This is a genomic window from Endozoicomonas sp. SESOKO3, assembly GCF_024606255.1.
The window spans coordinates 1-2,633 of sequence record NZ_JAHHPR010000471.1 but is presented as its reverse complement, the minus strand read 5'-3'; the positions used below and the strand labels follow the sequence as shown (position 1 = coordinate 2,633).

Here is a 2,633-nt window from a genome sequence, read left to right as displayed (position 1 = left end):
ACTCTACAGGGTTGTACTATTCCCTTAATGAAACGGGGAGAATCAAGATCGAAGACAGCGCTCATGATGTCTGGGATAGCAGCAAGAATAAAACGGAGGTATTTGCCTTGCTCCCGGCCTCGTTAGTGTTTCACGGAGATGATGATCACTCCGCGGATACTCATGACGTAAAGCACGGTTACCCCGAAGTCGATGAAGTGTCCCTGTTAAAAGACACTGATTTTCACCGTCTCAAGCAGCAGATGGTGATACTCCGTAACGCTGCTAACAACAAAGCCGCTGAAACCTTTACAGCGTTTATGCTGTTACCCAGTATTCAGTCCTATATTGGCGATCATGGTTACTATCCGGCAAGTTATTCTGATGAATGCAATCCTGTTGATGCTTCATCCGCTGTTTCTTATGTTTCAGCTATTCCTTCTGGCGGTGTTTTGTATGTTGTTGTTTCCGCAGTCGTTGTTTCCTTTATTAACGGAGGTTATCGCCGTTTCTAATTCCCGGCTTTGAGCTTGTCGAAGTCTTTCGACAAGCTCAGGACGAGAGGGGGCTCTATGTCTTGGATCAGGAAATCTTTTCCTTGAATTCACACAAATCTTCGATAATACAGCTGCCGCATTGAGGCTTTCTGGCTTTGCAGACGTAGCGTCCATGAAGAATGAGCCAGTGATGGGCGTCCAGAAGAAAGTCTTTGGGAACCAGTCTGACCAGTTTTTTTTCTACTTCGAGCACATTCTTGCCCGGAGCAATTCCGGTGCGGTTGGAAACCCGGAATATGTGAGTGTCCACAGCCATAGCAGGCTGTTTGAAAGCGGTGTTCAGCACCACGTTTGCAGTTTTTCTACCCACACCGGGTAGTGCTTCCAGGGCTTCGCGGGTATCAGGGACTTCACCGTCATGCTGTTCCAGCAGCATTTTACAGGTTTTAATGACATTTTCGGCTTTGGCATTGAACAGGCCAATAGTTTTGATATATTCCTTCAGGCCTTCAACACCCAGATCAAAAATGGTCCGGGGTGTATTGGCCACCGGGAATAATTTATCCGTTGCCTTGTTCACGCCAACGTCCGTTGCTTGAGCTGAAAGAATCACGGCGATCAAAAGCTCGAAGGAGGAGGAGTAATTCAGTTCTGTCGTTGGGTTAGGGTTTTGGTCCCGCAAACGGCTAAAAATCCGGGTTCTTTTTTCCTTATTCATCGGATATTTCCAGTCACTCGAACACGTTTACTGCCAACCTCTGATAACGGCTCTTGAGCCTTTCTGGCTTCTTCCTGCTTTTTGTCGATGACATTTTTGATAGCAATCAGAAACCCCATAAAGACAAAGGCTCCCGGGGGGAGGATGGCGAACAGAAACTGCTTGTAATCCTGGAAAACGACAATTGACCAGTTTTGAGCGGCAGGGCCCAGAAGCAGATCCATGCCCGAGAACAGTGTTCCCTGACCAATCAGTTCCCGAAGCGCTCCCAGCAGAACCAATATGGCAGCAAAGCCTGCTCCCATCATCAATCCATCAAAAGCGGCAGGAATCACAGGCTGTTTAGAGGCGTAGGCATCTGCACGTCCCAAAATAATGCAGTTGGTGACAATCAGGGGAATGAAAATACCCAGAATTTTATACAACTCATAGGTGTAAGCCTGCATCAAAAGCTCGATACAAGTGGTAAAAGAGGCGATGACCATAACAAAGACAGGCAGGCGAATCGCATCAGTCACCTGATGTCGAATAAGGGAAACAACTATGTTTGAGCCCATGACCACCAGCATGGTAGCAATACCAAGCCCAAGAGCGTTAACCACACTGTTGGATACACCCAGAAGGGGGCAAAGACCCAGCAGTTGGACCAGGGCCGGGTTGTTATGCCAGAGCCCGTTCCAGGCAATCCTGGCGGCTGATTGATCGGCGAACAACGATTTTTTCTGCAGCGCTGAATCAGTAGCAACATCATCCGTCATTGTTCTGCTCCTTTTCTCGAAACTTTTGGCTGTGCCAGGGTTTCCATGGCTGCTTCACCCTCTTTAAAGAGTGTTTCCCTGTGAGAGGCAAAATAGTTCAGGGTTCGATAGACGGAGCCCACAACAGCTCTGGGGGTAATAGTAGCCCCGGTGAACTGGTCAAACTGGCCGCCATCCTTCTTGACTCCCCAGTCTTCAGGAGCAGGGTCTGTGAGAGACTTACCCCGGAACTGCAAGATCCAGTCAGACACTTTGGTGTCTATTTTATCACCGAGTCCAGGCGTTTCCTTGTATTGGGTGGCTCTTACTCCAGCCAGAGTCCCGTCGGCGTATATGCCCACCAGTAGCTCTATTTTTCCAGCATAGCCGTCAGGAGCTATGGCGGGAAGAATGACAGCAACAGGCTTGTGATGCTTGAAAGCTACGTAGCCATATTTTTCAGTAGAGGTTGCCAGTAAATCATTGGCCGGGATGACTATCCGGGCATCCAGAATGCTGTTGTCGTGTGTGTCATCCGGAAGAATTTCTTTCAGAGCCCTGGCTTCAAAGGCGCGAACCTGGGCATGAATCTTCTCTTGCGTGAAAACAAAAGTCAGAGCAATGAGGCCCACGGTGAGAATGGCAAACATACCCAGTGTCAGACTGTTGCGAACGATGCTGCTGGCAAGGCCGGCAGAAGGT

Annotated in this window: 4 protein-coding genes; 1 reads left to right on the top strand and 3 read right to left on the bottom strand. The window is 48.8% G+C overall.

Going from position 1 to position 2,633, the window contains the following annotated elements:
* Positions 1–494: hypothetical protein (locus tag KDK18_RS08130; RefSeq protein WP_257254403.1), on the top strand; the 494-nt coding region annotated here is incomplete at its 5' end.
* 67 nt (positions 495–561) lie between these two features.
* Here the strand turns inward: KDK18_RS08130 and nth are convergent.
* The 3 genes from nth to rsxG all read right to left on the bottom strand — a co-directional run.
* Positions 562–1,194, bottom strand: coding sequence for an endonuclease III (gene nth, locus KDK18_RS08125; RefSeq protein WP_257254402.1), 633 nt, complete (start codon positions 1,192–1,194; stop codon positions 562–564).
* Positions 1,191–1,952: an electron transport complex subunit E gene (locus tag KDK18_RS08120; protein ID WP_257254401.1), complete on the bottom strand. Its 762-nt coding sequence runs from the start codon at positions 1,950–1,952 to the stop codon at positions 1,191–1,193. Before KDK18_RS08120 ends, nth begins: the two co-directional genes overlap by 4 nt.
* Positions 1,949–2,633: electron transport complex subunit RsxG (gene rsxG, locus KDK18_RS08115; RefSeq protein ID WP_306670892.1), on the bottom strand; the 685-nt coding region annotated here is incomplete at its 5' end. The genes rsxG and KDK18_RS08120, both read right to left, overlap by 4 nt.